The sequence below is a fragment of the Chitinophaga agrisoli genome, assembly GCF_008386695.1.
Taxonomy (GTDB): Bacteria; Bacteroidota; Bacteroidia; order Chitinophagales; family Chitinophagaceae; genus Chitinophaga; species Chitinophaga agrisoli.
The window spans coordinates 621,958-636,987 of the sequence record NZ_VUOC01000002.1; the positions used below are offsets into that span (position 1 = coordinate 621,958).

General features: G+C 50.1%; 18 protein-coding genes. 2 read left to right on the forward strand and 16 right to left on the reverse strand.

Annotation, left to right across the window (positions count from 1 at the left end):
* Positions 1-11 precede the first annotated feature (11 nt).
* The 8 genes from F0L74_RS09750 to F0L74_RS09785 form a co-directional block, all read right to left on the reverse strand.
* Positions 12-1,628, reverse strand: coding sequence for a tape measure protein (locus tag F0L74_RS09750; RefSeq protein WP_149837677.1), 1,617 nt, complete (start codon positions 1,626-1,628; stop codon positions 12-14).
* 164 nt (positions 1,629-1,792) lie between these two features.
* Positions 1,793-2,140: a hypothetical protein gene (locus F0L74_RS09755; protein WP_149837678.1), complete on the reverse strand. Its 348-nt coding sequence runs from the start codon at positions 2,138-2,140 to the stop codon at positions 1,793-1,795.
* A 9-nt stretch (positions 2,141-2,149) separates the two neighbouring features.
* On the reverse strand, positions 2,150-2,569 hold the full coding sequence (locus tag F0L74_RS09760) for a hypothetical protein (RefSeq protein WP_149837679.1): 420 nt from the start codon (positions 2,567-2,569) through the stop codon (positions 2,150-2,152).
* A 2-nt stretch (positions 2,570-2,571) separates the two neighbouring features.
* Positions 2,572-4,101, reverse strand: a complete 1,530-nt coding sequence (locus tag F0L74_RS09765; RefSeq protein WP_149837680.1) for a DUF2586 family protein — start codon at positions 4,099-4,101, stop codon at positions 2,572-2,574.
* A gap of 12 nt (positions 4,102-4,113) precedes the next feature.
* On the reverse strand, positions 4,114-4,506 hold the full coding sequence (locus F0L74_RS09770) for a hypothetical protein (protein ID WP_149837681.1): 393 nt from the start codon (positions 4,504-4,506) through the stop codon (positions 4,114-4,116).
* Complete coding sequence (locus F0L74_RS09775; RefSeq protein WP_149837682.1) at positions 4,506-4,868, reverse strand: hypothetical protein; 363 nt, start codon at positions 4,866-4,868, stop codon at positions 4,506-4,508. The genes F0L74_RS09770 and F0L74_RS09775 overlap by 1 nt, the downstream gene beginning before the upstream one ends.
* A 4-nt stretch (positions 4,869-4,872) precedes the next feature.
* A complete protein-coding gene (locus F0L74_RS09780) occupies positions 4,873-5,883 on the reverse strand; it encodes a hypothetical protein (protein ID WP_149837683.1) in 1,011 nt (336 codons plus the stop codon).
* Positions 5,884-5,908: 25 nt separating this feature from the next.
* The gene (locus tag F0L74_RS09785; RefSeq protein ID WP_149837684.1) at positions 5,909-7,090 is read right to left on the reverse strand and encodes a Clp protease ClpP; all 1,182 of its coding nucleotides are present in this window, start codon (positions 7,088-7,090) and stop codon (positions 5,909-5,911) included.
* Positions 7,091-7,848: 758 nt separating this feature from the next.
* Here F0L74_RS09785 and F0L74_RS09795 point away from each other — a divergent pair.
* On the forward strand, positions 7,849-8,262 hold the full coding sequence (locus tag F0L74_RS09795) for a hypothetical protein (RefSeq protein WP_149837686.1): 414 nt from the start codon (positions 7,849-7,851) through the stop codon (positions 8,260-8,262).
* Between the two features lie 256 nt (positions 8,263-8,518).
* Positions 8,519-8,758 (forward strand): hypothetical protein, encoded by a 240-nt coding sequence (locus F0L74_RS09800; RefSeq protein WP_149837687.1) that lies wholly within the window; start codon positions 8,519-8,521, stop codon positions 8,756-8,758.
* A 208-nt stretch (positions 8,759-8,966) separates the two neighbouring features.
* Here F0L74_RS09800 and F0L74_RS09805 read toward each other — a convergent pair whose 3' ends face one another.
* The 8 genes from F0L74_RS09805 to F0L74_RS09840 form a co-directional block, all read right to left on the reverse strand.
* The gene (locus F0L74_RS09805; RefSeq protein ID WP_149837688.1) at positions 8,967-9,875 is read right to left on the reverse strand and encodes a hypothetical protein; all 909 of its coding nucleotides are present in this window, start codon (positions 9,873-9,875) and stop codon (positions 8,967-8,969) included.
* Positions 9,876-9,877: 2 nt separating this feature from the next.
* Positions 9,878-10,549 carry a hypothetical protein gene (locus tag F0L74_RS09810; protein WP_149837689.1) on the reverse strand — a complete coding sequence of 224 codons (672 nt, stop codon included), beginning with the start codon at positions 10,547-10,549 and terminating at the stop codon, positions 9,878-9,880.
* A gap of 217 nt (positions 10,550-10,766) precedes the next feature.
* The gene (locus F0L74_RS09815) at positions 10,767-11,615 is read right to left on the reverse strand and encodes a hypothetical protein (RefSeq protein WP_149837690.1); all 849 of its coding nucleotides are present in this window, start codon (positions 11,613-11,615) and stop codon (positions 10,767-10,769) included.
* Positions 11,612-12,187 carry a hypothetical protein gene (locus F0L74_RS09820; RefSeq protein WP_149837691.1) on the reverse strand — a complete coding sequence of 192 codons (576 nt, stop codon included), beginning with the start codon at positions 12,185-12,187 and terminating at the stop codon, positions 11,612-11,614. The genes F0L74_RS09815 and F0L74_RS09820 overlap by 4 nt, the downstream gene beginning before the upstream one ends.
* Positions 12,175-12,714: a phage virion morphogenesis family protein gene (locus F0L74_RS09825; protein ID WP_149837692.1), complete on the reverse strand. Its 540-nt coding sequence runs from the start codon at positions 12,712-12,714 to the stop codon at positions 12,175-12,177. The genes F0L74_RS09820 and F0L74_RS09825 overlap by 13 nt, the downstream gene beginning before the upstream one ends.
* The gene (locus F0L74_RS09830) at positions 12,711-13,499 is read right to left on the reverse strand and encodes a phage head morphogenesis protein (protein WP_149837693.1); all 789 of its coding nucleotides are present in this window, start codon (positions 13,497-13,499) and stop codon (positions 12,711-12,713) included. Before F0L74_RS09830 ends, F0L74_RS09825 begins: the two co-directional genes overlap by 4 nt.
* Entirely contained in the window at positions 13,492-13,809 is a 318-nt protein-coding gene (locus F0L74_RS09835; RefSeq protein ID WP_149837694.1) for a hypothetical protein, read from the reverse strand. The genes F0L74_RS09830 and F0L74_RS09835 overlap by 8 nt, the downstream gene beginning before the upstream one ends.
* Positions 13,799-14,971, reverse strand: coding sequence for a phage portal protein family protein (locus F0L74_RS09840; protein ID WP_188315942.1), 1,173 nt, complete (start codon positions 14,969-14,971; stop codon positions 13,799-13,801). The genes F0L74_RS09835 and F0L74_RS09840 overlap by 11 nt, the downstream gene beginning before the upstream one ends.
* Positions 14,972-15,030 lie beyond the last annotated feature (59 nt).

Below are 15,030 nucleotides of genomic sequence, written 5' to 3' on the forward strand. Positions count from 1 at the left end.
CTGTAGCCATTCTATTGCCCTGCAACTATTTGAGAGTCATTAACAGCACTTAGCAGTGTCTGCACTACCATTTCCTTTACCTTGCCCGATCCCTCTGCCATGTTCTGCGTTTTTACCGTAAACTCTTTTACCAGGTTATCAATTTTTATATTGATGCTCACAGACTTGTTGCCGGTGACTTTAGTGGTCTCCTTTGGAGGAGGCGTAACTGGTGGCGTAACCCCAGTAGGCTTAGTGACTGGTTTTGGCCCGTTGGCTTCCTCTGCTGTAGATTGGGCGAAATCCGCCATCCCCTCGTCGTACCCTTTTTTGAAGGATAGTGCAAGGTTCTTGGCGCCGTCAAAAACAACAGACTTGGCATCTTCAAACCCTTTGGATATCCGGTTAATATCCATGGTTAACGCCCCCAATACCATTTCCCCGAATGCCATTAGTACCTTGAACGGGACGACAGTTATCCACTCGAAGAAAGCCTTCATAAACTCCCAAATCCCCCACAGAATGGCCCGGAATGTGCCAAAGTGGTTGTAGCAGTAAATCGCAGCCGCCACAAGGAGTCCAACGGCCACGATTACCATCCCAATAGGATTGGCTATCATCGCCTCATTCAACAAAACCTGAGCCCCGGCCCATAACTTCGCAGCGAAGGAAGCCGTCAACATGCCATCACCCAACAGAACTATTGAAGCGTACTGAATGGTCTGCCATATGACATTTATTTTTGTCCATAATGCTATCCCAATCAGTATGCCCTGATATGTCAGATATGATCCAGCCGCCACCAATACAACCTCCCCGATATCGATGAATAATTGTTTGTTTTTCACCGACCAGTCCCAGGCATCCCCAAGCACGCCGATTAAATCTCCGAGACGCTCTAAAATCACATCTATAGCGGGCTTCAAATCGTTGAACATCCTTACCATCAATTGAAACGTGGCATCCTCCAGGTTGGAAATACTTACAGATGTATTATTTGCCATATTCTCCAAACCCCCTGCATAGATCCCGCCTTCATCGTGTGCTTTCTTGAGCGACTGTGTGAGCAGCTCGTAACTGATGTCCATTTCCTTTATCTGCTCGATACTCTTGCCGGTAGCTTGGTGCAAAACCTCATAAATGTTGATTCCAGCAACTGCGAACTGCTTAATATCCTGACTTGTAGCCTTGCCAACGTTCCGAATACCCTGCAGGTTAACAATCATGCCCTCTAACTCAGCATCGCTGCCGCCGGTCGCCGCTATCGCATTCGCCAGGTCCAGAACTGCTTCCCTGGCATCACTGGCACTCACATTCGCTGCTATTAGAGCCTTATTCGCTGCCAGAAGGCTTTCAAAGGCAAATGGGGTCTTTGTCGCGTCCTCCATAGTATTCTGAACCACTTCGACTGCTGCGGCGTTGTCTTTAAGCAGGGTTGTTAAGCCGGTAGTGGCATTTTCAACCTTACTCCCCGCCTCGATCACCTGGTTTATGAACGACATCACTTCATGGACACCGAATGCCGCACCAATAACCCCGCCAAGGGTAAGCATGGTGCTTTCAAGCCCTTTCGCGGCATCATCAGCATTTTTCAGCTTGCCGCTTAACAGGTCCTCCAACGTTAGCGTATATTCGACGTTCGTGTTCATCTATTCGTCCATTTGCTTAGTTTGTATCAGCCAAAATCTTAATCGGCCCCACTCCTTTGCTAATTGTTCGTCTGTCATAGCGTCCGGGTCTAAATGCAGATAGCAGCGGATATAGGCCTCAATATGGCTTTCTTCGCTGCTATCGCTCGTTATCCGGGAGTCGACTATTTTTTTTTGAACTGGTTGGTGCTGAGTTCTATGATTTTAGTAGCAGCTACGCAAGCTCCCAGGAATACCTTGTCATTTTCCGGGCTTTCGCTTAGTATCCGCGGGTCACTTGCTTCTTTTATCAATACTGATTCAAGACACTCGCTCGCGGCAGTCATAGGCCCGGTAATGCTTTTATCCAGCACACGCAGCTTGACGATTCGTGGCGGCTCCTTCATGTACCCCACGATTTGCTCACCGCCTTCCTCCGTCATAAAGACCAGTGGGTGTATTTTGCAGCCATGTACTTTTTCAAGCTCTTCAGCCCTGGCCTGCACCTGTTCATTAGTTAGTTTTTCTGACATAAATTTTGGTTATCGTTCAATTGCCGCTATGATGAGCGGTATAGTTACAAGTAGTTTTGAGTCCCCCTGGCTGGCTTCAAGCGGATCCTCCATGAACTCCACGGACCGCAGAACATCGCGTTCTGTTGTCAATCGGCTTCCCTGGAACACCACCTGAATATCGAACGGGCCAATGGCCAGCGGGTCACGATCCGGAGAGGCGGCGATAATGCGCTTCCATTCGTCGGTGTACAGCTCTACTGATCCTTCGTACTCATAGTTGCCATACCCCCGGCTTATTGGGTGTTGCCCAAATCCATAGTTGTTGTCTTTTTTCAACTTACGCTTGTAGCTTATCTTCGTAATGCCGACTACCGGCACGCCGAACATAACCCAGGATATATTTGCCCACGAGTAGTTGATTCCGTTTATGAGTGGTGTTGCTGGCATTGTTAGTTGATTGCGACGTTAAAGCCTATGTTCACCTGAATGTTGCGCGCCGTGCCGATGGGCACCAGATTGATTGTGATCACCAATAGCTCGGTTTGGAGTACATTTTGGGCAGGATTGATTGCAACCTGGTAGGCGCTTAGCTCACTGTCCCGTATCATCTGAATCAAATTCACTTCAGAATTCCCCTGAAGTGATGCTATGGTTGTAGCGGCCAATGTGCCGTCAGCGTTGAGCGTCAACGGACCATTCAGGTCGAATATCAATGAAGTATAAACGCCCCTTGTGGCCTTCTGAATAGTTCTATTGTCATTGATATAGGCGTAATCAGAGGTCCTGGCAATAGCGGTTCTATTCTCGTTAAAGAAACTACCCGCAACCCCGACGAACTTCCGCAGGAAAGTATAACACTTGTCCTGAAGGGCCGAAAGCAAGCTATCAGTGACAGTAACATCGCTGAACAGCTTCCCGTTGGCGAATGCCAGTGTATCACACTCTACCCCATTGCTGATGTTGAACTTCCGAAGCCAAGCAATACTTTCGCTAACTTTTGCCAACGAGATGGCCCCAAGGGTCGCCCCAAGGGTCGTGATTGACTTCCCGGTAGTCAGGTATAGTAGAGCGCCCAACGCGGCGCCATCCTGCCCTATAACCACACTCACCAGGTTGTCAGACTTAGTGGATAAATCGGTCAGGGTGGAGATATCAGTTACAGCAGCCATATCAGCGGCATAAACCGCGATGATCTCTTTGTGAGCCGCTACCAGGCTATTACAAACGCCGTGTATCAGGTCAACGTCACTGGCAGAATAGGCTGCACTGTCCTTGTACAGACCAACCTGCCGGATGGTGCCATTGGCGTAGTTCTGAATGGTTTGAATCTCAGAAAAGGTGTAAGGAGTCGGTACGGCGAAAAAGCCTACATACAAATTCCCCTGCGGCTGCAGGCGGAAGTATTCGGAAATGTGATAGTGCCAAACGGCCTGCTTGGAAGCCACCCCGCCGGTAAACTGCGTAAGTGTACCGGCCAGCGTGCCGGATGCTGTGGCCGTAAGTGGAGTGCCACTGTTAAAGAACACCCCCATACCTCGCCGGGCAACAATGGTAACCGTAGCTGTATTCGCTTCAGCTGAATACCCGTGCGTGTTCGTCCCTGCGTTTATGATCGCTGTAATGGCGGTCGCTATAGCGTTAACTGTTGTTTCCGCCGCCGTTTTGGTGTACGTGCCAAGATTGACAGTTACGCCAAGAGGCTCGGCAACAGTAAATCCAACCGTGTCCCCATTCACCCCGATTGCAGTAACCAGATAGGAACCTTCTGCTGCCGTTTCATCGCTGTAATTAGCCAGTATCCCAGCAGCTTCTGCGTCCTCGACGCTGAAAAATTGCTTTATCCGGCTGGTTGTAGTAAATCCAGACGGTAAAGAGCCATTAACGCAATAGAACACCAGGCCGGAAATGTGATCCTGACCGGCAAGTGGGCGACCTAAGCCGCCCTGTCCTAAAACGAAACGAATGTTATTAAGCGCCATGATTGTCTTTTGTTAAGCGGATACAGAACGGCCGGTTTCCTCCCAGTTAGCCCCATCGAAGATGAAACTGATGTTCGCCGTCTTCGCTGTGGTCACGGAAAGCGTGCCGGTTGGTAAGAAGCCAGTGCCGAACGTAGCCACGCGAGTGGTACCATCAGGTATCAGGATGAATGTCATCGTATCGCCCACATAAGGGGCCGTGGTTGACGTACCAACGCCGGCCGTAAATGTAACGGCACCAGTCAACGTACCTGGTTTAACAAGGGTATACGATTTTGTGGGGGCAATTGCGATTGTAGCTGCAAAATCGGGCGTTAAGTACTCGTTAGTGCGAATACGATCCGTATTGTCCTTACCTTGATTGATTACCCCAACGTTATTTGTGAAACGTGCTGTAGTAGCCATTATTTCTGTTTTTTGTCTTTCTTGGAATCGGGTTCAGTCGGTTCAGCAGGGGGTGCCGGCGAGCCGTTTTCGCCCTGCTCGGGCTGTGCCGCCGCTTTCAAAGCGTCAATCTCTGATTGCAGCGCCTCCTTCTCGATTTGGAGCGAAAGAACCTGATCAGCTAAAGACGTATTCTCCACGCGGAGTGATTCAATCGCCTCGTTTGCTCCTTCCTCCGGGGCTTCGTATCCCGACATTACCTCATCCCTCGTCTTACGGATGGGATGCAGGTCATTAGGCGAAAAGACCCATTCTCCTTTTGTATTCAGGTAAACATGCTCGATCTCAGGCCTACCCTTTAAGTATTTCCTCAGTGCGTCCATATGGTTATGCGTTGAAGGATGAAGCAGTAAGAGTTGTGAACAGGAAAATCTGTTTGGGGAAGCCATACTGAACGTCGTACTTCATCAACCCTTTCAGGAAAAACAGTTCGCTGTTTGCTTGCAGTCGCTGCAGCTGCAACTGATCATCGGAAACACTGTTCATGCCCACATACAGATTAGATGACGTGTCCATCAGGCCTTCACAGAACAAGATGGTATCATCCGCCATGCCTGCCAGTGGTACAATCTCGTATCCCTTAAACTTGTTGATGCCCCTTTCGGTAGTATTAACACCTTTGAAGGTCAGAGAAGTAGTGATAAAGGTCTGGTAGATCTGTTCTGAGTTGATCGACATGAAGAATTTCATTCTCTCGTACCTGGTGGGGCGGCTTAAAAGAGCCTTATTGTTGGTAGCAGCCAGGTTCAACAGGGCATTCATTGCATCCACAATGTTGTAAACGGAGCCACTGGACGCGGCAGCGCTTAGCGGTAGCGGAGATGGAACCTGGTAGATAGATGAGTCGTTGACCATCTTCTTTAGGAAGCCGTCGAAGAACTTCAGCTGACCATTACCGGTAGAACCGGCGGCAGCGGTGTAAGTTGTTGACCCCATCCAGATACCGGTTTCAATGAACTCTAAGGCGCGATTAAGCCCCATCTGCAGCATGTAGTTCTCAGCCGTTACCGGAAGCTCACGGGCCAGCAGGGTCGGAGAAAGCTGTTCAGCCAACCAGTGTTGTTCAAAGTCACGCGGGTTAAACTCGGTATACACCATTACATCCAGGGGAGTCAGGGACCGACCATCTATCGTGTAGGTGCCGCTGCTTGTTGGGGTGGCTGTACGGGGCTGTAATGGATTGGCGAAGTCAATACGGCCGATAGTGTGGGACTTCTTTATCCCGTCCTGCACATACACGGCTCCTTTCTGAATGGTGTCCATTCCGAAAGTTGCAGGCAGCCAGAAGTAGCTTGCAAAAGTACCGGCATACGCCGTATCACTGATAACTAAAGCCATTTTATGGTATTTTTAAAGATTCTTGTTACTGTTTTGCGGTCTTTGCCTTGATCTTAGCCATCAAGCTGAGGGCATTAGTGGGCAGTTCGTTTGCGTCCAACTTGTTTTCGGTCGGAATTACTACGGCTGCTTTGTTTAGTGGCAATTCTTCCAGTGTAGCCTTGGTATCGTCGAAGTTCTCCGTTGCCTTAACCACCCACTTTGCGATGATCTCTGCATCGTCCTTTATCTTGCCGACCTTTACAAATCCCTGAATCAGGTTCTTGGCCGCGATTTCCTTGGCTTCTTTTTCGGCGGTGTCCTTAGCGGCTTTCAGCTGGTCGCGTTCGGCTTTCATTTCGTCGAACTCCTTTTGTTTGGCAGTCAGGCTGGCTTTTACTTGGTCGATCTCCGCAGTCTTTTCATCAAGTGCTTTCTGATGCAGATTAGCAGCGTCCTTCACCTGCTTTTCCAAACCGATAACCTGGGCTTCGGCCTTGTCGGCCTTGTCCTGAACGCCCTTAATTGCGTTTACGATGGCATCCTCGGGAACGCCTTCAACAAGGCCCAAGGCCATGGTTGTTTTCAGCATATTTGTTGACATTGCTGGTGTTTTTTCGAATTGTTTGTTAAGTATCTTGTTGGCTTCCGACCAGTACACTTTTGAGTTGTTCGCAACTGGTTGCAGGCGCTTTTTGTTGTAGTCGCCGCTTAACTCCACCTCATCGCATAGTTTCAAGGCAAATGCCTCGGATGAGTCCACGAATGTGGTTCGGTTCATCATCGCGTCACATTGTGTTTCAGACATGCCGCTACGGCTGCAGATCATGGTCACAATGGAGAGCTTCATTTTGTTGATTAAGTCCGAATTATCGCCGCCAAAGGGGTTATGGTACATCAGTATACCATAGTCGGCCATGATGCGCTTACGGCCCGCCTGAAAGATCACAGCGGCCATACTTGCGGCAATGCCTACGCAATACGTGTCTACTTTAGTCCGGCTCTTCAGAATTGCGTTGTAGATGGCGTAACCATCCACTACAGAGCCGCCGGGGGAGTTGATCCATACTTGGATGCGATCTTTCCCCATCGTGTCCAGGGTGAGAAGCTCCTGTTGAAACAGGTCTCCGATGATTCCAATACCATCAACGTCATCCACGCCGATATGCCGGTTAATAAGCATTATCGGTTCATCTGCTGACGGATCTATAGTATACACGAAGCTCATCTTACTCAAAGATGAGTAAGTGCTGTCCGGAGGGGCCGGAAGTGATTCACATTTCGTATATTTGAGGGCCTTGATTCGCAAGGCACAGATAAGAATGGACAAGATCAAGATCTACCACAAATACAACGAGGGGCTGAAAGGAGGGCGCTTGACTATCTATTACGACAAACGCCCCTTTAGCCTGGAATGGAAGGATTCGCCGCAATCAGAGGCGCATTACGAGGAATGGGGGTGCGGTCAAATGGATTACTCCAAAGACGCACTAGTTTCAGAGGTGATAGCATATGCTGCTGGGAATGGGGTTAGGCTAACTTCAGACCATTTTGACAACTGGACTACGCAAGGACTAGATTTCAATTTAAAACAAGGGGCTATATTATAAAGGCTACAGAATTGCGATATGGTAATATCGTTAAGAACTCGAAAGGGGAGACAATACAATTTGACCCGACAGACTACATGCCAAACAGCGAATCTGGGCCACTCATAGCATACAATAAGTTAGAATTTCATCCGGTACCGCTATCTGGCTGGCTGTTTTGGCTTGGGTATTACACGGATACTATCGATCCTGGCACTCCCCATGAATCTGTACCTTTCTACACTAATGACAGTCAATTAATGCTATACTGGGATAGTCTTAACCCGATTTGGCAAGGTGTTGAAATGGACCTGCCGTATAATCTGGAATATGTTCACCAGCTGCAGAACCTGTATCACTCTTTAACTGGCGAGGAGCTGAAAATAACACTTCCTAAATGATAAAGACATTAGACCTGAGGCCCCACAGCCTCGTCAAGGATAAACGTACTGCGCAGGTGTTAACACTCCAACAGGCTAGGCTTAATATCGCATATGAAAACCGTTCACCCATTCCTCCGGTTGACGGGGAATGGACAGATGTAGACCCCGCGCCAATAACGGAGGAATGGCTAAAGCGACTAGGATTCTCGCCTGACGTAATGCCCACGTCCGTGGATGACAGCGGGTCGCTGTCAGATGGTGACGACTACTGGATATCAGCGAACGAGAAGTTGGTTATTCGCTTTCAAGAAGGCAAGGCGCACCTGTGGTGGAGATGGTCGGCCACGGCGTTACACGAGCTACAGCGGCTCCACTTAAATGTTACAGGGGAGGAACTTGAACTAAAAGACCTTAATCATGGAAAGTAACAACGAGCGTATTTATCGACAGGCACTGGAAAGGATATTGTTAGAGTTAGAGTATGGGGACCATGGGGAAATCCCCTGGCCCTTCGTAAACAGGGTCGCCGATATTATGAATGAGTCGGGCATTACCTTAGCGAGTAACGATCGGATAAAAGCCTTAGGGCTGTTTATTAAGGAGTCGGAGTTGCCGCATACCTCAAACCCTAATACGAATTCTTTGACCCCGCTAAATGTCTGATCTGTAAATAAAAGAACAGTTATGAATATAGTTGATGCCGTTGATATTTACGGGCACCCAATAACCATAGACTTTGAGAAGATGACTATCGCTGAAATAGATATCCTTATCTACGGTCGGCCATTAACAGGAGAAGAGAGCCTGTTGATAAAGTCATCAGGGGCCGATCCATTATTGGTTGTTAAATACGGGCCTCTTTATCGGCTGCTGCGTACGCAACGCGCCCACAGCCCTTTACAATGGGCACCACAGTTTGGCTAATATGAGTTTTTTGACCCTGCCAAACGCCTGATCCGCTCTATCTCACCGGCGGGCATCGCATCAAAGAACCGCTTAATAATATGGTTCAATGTCTCACTGCGCCCCATTCCATTTGCCTCCCTGTAGCTCTCCAGTAATTGATAATATTTCGGCTTAGGATGAGCTTGTACTTTCCGCTGCGTTGCTGTTGTCCCTCTTTTATCCATAACTACACTATTCGTTGAACATAAAGTACTGTCCTGTATGGGTTAACTACATTGAACGGTGTATTGGTACCCATATTAGCAGTATGAAGCACCGGGTAAGGCCCGGCATCTGTACCGGTACTCCCCATGGCAAACCGCCCGCTACCGGTATCGTCCTGGCTGGTGTCTGGCCCCGTAACCGGCACATCGAGACTCACAGCCGGTAAGTTTGCCTGAACAAGGGTTACCGTTTTTGATCCGCCGAATGTGTCGTAGGGGGTGTCATAGTCCGAATCGCTGCCATTGTATCCCACAGCGGCCCGCCCGCCCATGTTATCCGTTCCGTTCTGGCCGTCGCAGATCGCCCAACCGGCAGTATAAGGATGTATCCCGAGGCCCGTGGTCAGATTGAAGTAATCGTCCAGATCACCGCCGTAAAACTTCCAGTTCCATATCTTTATTTCGCCAATAGCCCCCTGTAGTTTTCGGGTAACATCCACGAAGTCCACGAAGTTACCAGCGCCAGACCCGGATAGCCCCGCTTTGAGGACAATCTTCCGTATTTGATGGACGTTGCGAAGCACCCCATCGGTAAACTGTACGGAATCGGCCACTGCATCCGCAAAGAAAGTTGTGGTTACGACTCCAACAGCGACATTGGGATTGGAAATCGTAAATGATGCCGGATCTACCAGATACACCTCCCCGCCATAGAAAACCGCGCCGGCCGATATAACATAGCTTGACCCTGACCCGGAATTACGGCACCCGGTTAGGATATAAACCTTACCCGAGTCATACGTGGACCCTGCCAGCGCAGCACCCAAAGCACTAATCGCCTCCTGGTACGCAGACTGCAGATGCGTTAAGGTACCTGCCTTTATCGGCATGCCTATCGAGGTCGTTATCGGTGATACATCTACTTTTCTCACTATCAGTATGTTTGAACGTTATATATAATGCCTGCTACTATGTATTGGTTAGCGTAATTCCTGATGATCTTCTCAGCGTTAGCCGCGTTGGGGTCCAGGGCTGCATATAGTACGGCCGGCACCATCAGCGTCATGTTAAAGAAGGTATTAAAATCATAGGCGTTAATTACGAACTCGGATGATGTGTTGCTGTACACTATGGACGAATTACCCTCAATCCCACCCACTACGAAGACCGAAAACGGCTTTTCGTTCACGGATATGTATATATCACTGAGATTAGGCGGCTGCCTAAAAACAGCCCCAAAATACTTGTTAATGGCGTATTCGAAGATCAGCTTATTGCCGGTATACAAAACCCTCTCAAAGACGCCGATAAAGTTCTGTTGAACTACCATCCAGGCTGTTTGGTCTGTGGGGGAGGCAGTGTTGCCGCCGATCAGGCTTTCGTAAACCTTCTGCTTGTAAAGTATCCGGTCGTACTTCGCATACGTCGAACTACCCACCCATGGATTAGCGGTAGATCCGGTCCTGTAGCTGCCCATCCATAGATCACGAACCCACTGTAAAGGCTTTAGCAGGGTCTTAACCCATGCCACCATACGGCTGTACCGCTTATCCGGCGGAAGCATCTGCGGCCCTGTTTGGTCGTAGTTTACGTCGTATATGCTCATTGTTCGTGATCTACTTGGTTATTCCAATCCGGTGAACCATCTGTCTTTTGTGGTATTTCAGCCACCAATGGGCCATCTACCCTGCAATAGCCCAATCCGTTACGTTCGCAGTACCTCTCCGCCTCTTCCTTCGTCTCACCAGACACATATGGCCCATGAAAGTTAGTTAGCTGTCCCGTTGCCGGGTTGATTGCGTCCACGTATGTTACCCATTTTCTCATTCTGGTATGAATTGAAGTGTGTCCGTTAATGTTTGTCCGCTGGTCGTCTCTCCGACCATATACCCTGCTACCGTCGGCCATAAGCGGGAAATGACCTGATTATTAAGTACCAGATAGGTTCCCGAACCAAACGCCACGCCATCTGCGCGGGCCTGAACGTTCTGCAAAAGCACGTCAGTGACCCCGGCAACGCCCCTAATGGCCTGCTCCAGATCGCTTACCCTCATTTGGCCATTAAAGGGCAGCTGAGACAGGAAGCCATTAACCGCCTGGATCACGTTTGATGCTATCACATCGCTGTATTGGCCGTTGTAGAAGACCTGCGCCTGCAGGTACAGCTTGTCGCTGCTCAGGCTGCGTACAGTGTATGTAACCCCCGCCACGCCGATCGTGTTTACGTAGCTTTGCAAGGCCGTAAGCTCATTTGATGCCAGTGCCTCCGGCGGGTCGCTTTTCGCCACCTTAACAATCACGCTATTAGCCAGATCAGTAGTAACGCTACACCGGGTTACTATCCGCAAAGAAGCGTCTGTAATGGGGTACTGAGGTGCAAGATTGACCAGTTGGACCACCTGCGGCACGTCTGCGCTGTACTGGAAGTTGAATATCTGCGCCTGCAGCCATGGGGCCGACCCCGGCGCCGCTTTAGCTACGGTAGACTCAATAGCGGCGCTAAATACGTCCATTAGCTGCTCCAATATCGCAATAGAGGAGGCAACGATATAGGCCCAAACGCGGTAAATGGCCCGTTTACTGGTCGATGTAAGCAAGGGGCTTAGCACCGGGTCCGCCGCCTTGGCATCAAGTATCTGCTGTTCAATCTGTGCTATCTGTCGCGCCATCATTGCGGTATTTTAAAGGTTATGTCATGAATAGGCGTGTTCTCGCGGCCCACAATTGAGTTCACTTCATTTACGACTACCTGCAGCCCGGTTGGTGGCGTTTTATCAATGAACTTCCCTGCGTCCGGATCGTAAGGGCTACCCTTGCTGTCTATGAAGTGGCAAGCGAAGTCTATAGTATATTCGTAAACGTTGTCGTGGTCGTAGCTTTGACTTTCGCCGGTTTTTACCAGCGGGCCGCACGCAGTGGCCTCATAAAGGGACAGTTTGGCCACTATCTTGTCACGCAGATCGAATACTATAAGATCCTGCTCGAAGGTGCCATCCTGTGCATCATAATACTCATGCTCCAGATGTATAGTTACCCCCAGGTCCGCGCCCTGAAAGCCCATCCCAATCTCTTCCCAAACCGGGCTGTTGATCACCTCAACAAACGCGGCCGGCGTGGGGTAGTCGTAGTGCTGCCCCTGTTTGCGGGATTGAATCTGGTTATTCCAGACGCGCACATATTGCAGCTCCGGAATCTCCCGTAGCCGGTTCATTAAGTCCTGTATGGGCTGTTTTATCCCCGCCATATCGCGTCCACTGTTTTATTTATAGTCTTTATCTGCTTGTCCCTCAGTGTCCGGCTATCGCCCATAAATTGCCTTTGCGGTATCCGCACGTTATGCGCGGGAATGATGACCTTTTGAGCGGATTTGGCCTTAGCCATCTTAGAAAATCGGCCCTTTCGATTGAAGTGCAGTATCTTTTCAGCTGCCGGGATGTGTACTACTCCGCCCTCATTGTGAATGGCGGCATAAGGCACGTCCACAACAAAGCGGATCTTTTCAAAAGACTTCTGCCGAAGAGAAGAAGAGACGGCGCGGCGTAACCGGCCCGTCTTAACCAGTATGGCGCGGCTCCGCTCCCTCTTCGTTGAACCGTGGGAGGCCCTGTGTGGTTGCGCCCATGGCTTCAGGCCCGCATCCAACCACCCCTTACGCTTCCATGAATCGGTGAAAAAGTTCTGCGCCTGGTTAGCCAGTAGGGTCGGCAAGTAGTGCTTAACCACCCGCACATTGGCCCGTATAATGTCGAAATTGAACCGGCTTAGCTTCATGCCCTATCGCTTTTAGGTATCGGTAAATCAAAGTTTCTTGCCGCGTACTCTCGATCCTTGGGAGCAACATCGAAATAAGGGTGCTTATCACTAAACACCACCCGATCGATTCCCGGATTCATCTTGAATATGTCCTGCATTTTATCCCCCACCTCGCTTTCTAATCCCTCTATTTTGCTTTTAGACGTGGATCTCCCGTCTTCTAACTGGCGAATGAGGCAACGGCAGTTGAAGTGGTTTAAAGGCGCGTATTTGCGCCAAAACGGGTCATTTACTGGCAACCTAACCCCATTTAGCGGCCGACATATGTCACTGGTGTTCTGATCCATCACCGCGTCGTACTCCAGCATCGGCAGCACGTCCGCGTTTTGCATGATGCTATTCCACTTAACAGCGCAATGCCCCTGCCCAATCGCGGTATCGTATTCAGTTCTGAGCCAAGCGACATTGTACTGATCAAACACTCCCCGAGCGGCTACCTTAAAGTCGGCAAACGGCATTATCGTTTCGCCCTCTGTCAGTAGTTCCGACATTACCTTTACCTGCTGGTAAGTCTTGGCCCCGGAGAACATGTACACATTCTCGCGCATTTCGTCGAGCAGCTCGAAATCCTTTCCACCTACTGCGAAGTCACTCAGACCACCGCCAAAACCCGCGTAAAGACCCTTTTTAATGTAGTCTGCGATAGCATAGTAAAGGGCATCAGGCAGCGCATATGGTTGCACTGACCCGTTGTAAATAGCGGCTAAAAGCCGTGTTATCTGCTCTTCGCTGAACTCAAACATGCCGTTTCTTCTCCTTTAAGGTGCGTTTCAGGTGATCTCTGAACGATTCGTGCATCCGCTGGTTGACTTTCTGCCAGTCCATACCCTCTTTCTCACATACCGCCCCCATGCCGTACTTTGATACCAGATTGCGCCACTGTGCCGGCGTGCGGTTCTGATCAGCCCCAAACATCGCTTCGAACGCCTGCTGTGCGGCACTGATCCGCTCGCCGTTAAGTTCCTGCAGGGCCTTCATTTCCGTTTTGCGCTCAACCTCCGCCATTGCCGCAAATCCCTGCATGGCGGCAAGCGCGACACTCTTATTGATCATTTTCACCCGTTTTATACAGTGATTTCAACCTGTTTTGCACCCTTTCGCTGAATCCTGGCGCTTCTTTGCCTTTGTCGCCGGAAAGGGGGGCTAATGGCACCGGATCAGGGGCCGCTTCTACGGGAATACCGGTTCTTTCTTTGAAATAGGCCCAATCAGGCTTACCGCCCGCGTCCTTTATGACCTTGTAGATATCAGCGGTCTTTTTGTTGCTTTCATCCTCCCGGCGGCGGAATGCCTCTTTCTCCTCATCGTTTTTGAACGCGAAGCGCATGCCCGTTGGAATGTCAAAGCCGAGGTTGCGCATCTTAGGCAGTAGCTGCTTGTTCGTCAATGACTCCAGGAAGCGGCCGTCCTTGGTTTGCTTCGCCAGCATAGCCATGGTGACGGGGTTGTCTTCCTTCGCGCCGCCGGTACCTAGTTGGCCGGGGGTAGAGCTGGCCGCGTCTTCATGGCCTAAAATGAGCTTGGTGACGGTCCTGACGCATCGCTTTTCAAGGTTGTCGTAAGACTCCCACCCGGTACCTCCTAAACGGGTTTCCAGGAAGGAAATGTCGTCCATGGGGTCAATGATGGCATAGCCCGCCGATCCCATGCTCTGTACCGCTGATTCCAGCTCCGCACGTTCGCTCTCCGTGGTCTTAGTAGTCTTGCCTACCCGGTATGGCATGGCGTACAGCTCCACAAAGTCGGCATTGAAGCCTAATGTGTTCCTAAGCAGGATCTCGTATAGGCCTATCTTGTAAAACAGCCCATATCCGCAGGTTGTGGCGCCGTTCTCGCTCTTAGTCTTGGCCCATATGTGCCAATCTGAATACGGCTCTTCAAGGAACTTCACCCCATCCAACGAATAGACATACCGGGCCACGTTGAGCCGGTCCGGACTCACATTCCAGCGGCGAACGATGGATAGATCAGGGAAGGCGTCGTCTTTTATGTCGCCCAAGCTTATCAAGGAGTAACCAAAGAAGATAGCATCTAGGGAATAAGCCAGGTAGTCCGTAAACCAGTCTTGCTCCTGTAAGTACTGCGACAGAACCTCACTCTCAACCCCCTTCTGATCACATATTCTGAAGTCTCTCAGCAGGGAGAGGTCAGACCGGCGCTCCATGAGTGAGAACACATGCCCATTGAGGATAGTGTCTATAAACATCCGCTGCATGCGAACCCTTTGTGGGTACCACGCAAGCTCCGCCTCACTGATTGCCTCCCGCCACATCT